The 1702-nt window shown below is 72.6% G+C and carries 2 protein-coding genes; both read right to left on the reverse strand.

The features are described from left to right. Positions 1–610: aromatic acid exporter family protein (locus ABZ641_RS36135; protein ID WP_359988710.1), on the reverse strand; the 610-nt coding region annotated here is incomplete at its 3' end. Between the two features lie 111 nt (positions 611–721). Further along, positions 722–1393 (reverse strand): triacylglycerol lipase, encoded by a 672-nt coding sequence (locus ABZ641_RS36140; protein WP_359988712.1) that lies wholly within the window; start codon positions 1391–1393, stop codon positions 722–724. Positions 1394–1702: the final 309 nt, after the last annotated feature.

The raw sequence follows: 1702 nt of genomic DNA on the forward strand, positions 1-1702 counted from the left end.
CGAGCAGGCGGCCGCCCGGCTGCTCGACCGGTGCCGGACCGCCGAGCTCCTCGGCGATCTCCAGCAGCAGCTGGCGGGCCCGGCGGGCGAGGTCCTCGATGGACTCGCCGGCGGTGTCGACCCAGACGGGCGGCGCGAAGACGAAGTTGAAGGCGAGGCCGACCCCGGCGCCGATCAGGGTCTCCAGGACGCGGTCCCAGGCCTGCGAGGCGAGGCGGGTGACGCCGAGCACCAGCATGGCGCTGATCGCGACCTCGTTGACGAACTCGTCGACCCGGACGAAGTGCCCCACCACCAGCGAGGCCAGGATGATCAGCCCGAGGCTCCACCAGGAGAGGCCGACCACCGCGCTGAAGCCGATCGCGATGAGCACGCCGACGATGACCGAGTTGACCCGGCGGATGCTCGTCTTGAGGGTCGAGTACACGGTGACCTGGACGACCAGCAGGGCCGTCAGCGGCGCGGTGAGCGGGGCCGGCTCGGCACTGAGCTGCACGGCGACGGCGTAGGAGAGCGTGGCGGCGACCGTCGCCCGCAGGTACAGGGCGACGGTCGGGTCCTTGATCCACCGGCGGGCGGCACTCCTGGTCCTGGTCCACAGATCGCGCATCACTCCCTTGTACCCGCCGCGCCGCCCGGCACCCGGACGGCGCGGCGCACCCCTCCGGGTGCCGTGGCCGGCGCCGCGGCACCCGGAGGGGCGGGACGTGCTGCGCGCGGGTCAGGCCGAGACGAATCCGCGCACCTGCGCCAGCACCGACAGGTCGGTCAGGAAGCCGATGTGGGTCTGGCAGGCGACCAGGGTGTTGGTGGCGCCGCTGACCGCGGTGCTGGTGTACGGGATGATGACGCCGTCGCAGGGCGAGTACCAGGTGCGGTAGGACGTGCTGCCGGGCGTCTCGTCACCGCTGTTGAGGGTGGCGAGGAAGGACGAGCCCGGGTACATCTCCTGGCAGGACGGGTAGACGATGCAGTTCGCGGCGTAGGTGGTGCCGTGGTTGGCGCCCGCCAGCGAGGCCCAGTGCGCGACCTTGGTGTGGCCGCCGAGCTGCTTCACGTACCACCGGGTGACCAGGCCGCCCATCGAGTGGTTGACCAGGTCGACCTGGGCGGCACCGGTCTTGGCGCGCACCTGGTCGACGTAGGCCGCGAGCTGCGCGGCACTGGTCTGGTTGGACTGGTTCCAGTCGTACTCGAAGGCGTACAGCTCGGAGGAGCCGTAACCGCCCGCCGTGAACACCGAGAGCGCGGTCGTCCAGTTGGACGCACTGCCGGTGTAGCCGTGCACGAAGATCACCGGGCGGTGGCCGGCCGCGTGGGCCGACCCGGACGGCACCACGAACGCGGTGACCGCCGCCAGGCACAGGAACAGGGAGCCGAGAATCCGGCGCATCCCTACCTCCAGGGGGTGGGTGGGGGAACCCTGACCGGACGTCAGGGCGGCCACAGTCTGGGCAGCCCCGGCCCCGCCGCGAATCGGTGGAACCACCGGTGCCCGCAACCGGACACCGCCTTGTGCACCCGCCCAGCCGCGCACCCCGGCCGGTGGGCAGCCCGACAGCCTTCGGCCGTACCGCCTGGACCGCGCCCGGGCGCTCTGCTGCGCTGGCAGCACCGACCGACCGCCGCCGGGCCAGAGAGGGCAGACCGTTGCACGGACGCGATCCCGGACCCCGGGCGCTGGACGCCCTGCTCGACCGCG

The organism is Kitasatospora sp. NPDC007106 (assembly GCF_040634455.1).
In the GTDB taxonomy this organism is placed as follows: domain Bacteria; phylum Actinomycetota; class Actinomycetes; order Streptomycetales; family Streptomycetaceae; genus Kitasatospora; species Kitasatospora arboriphila.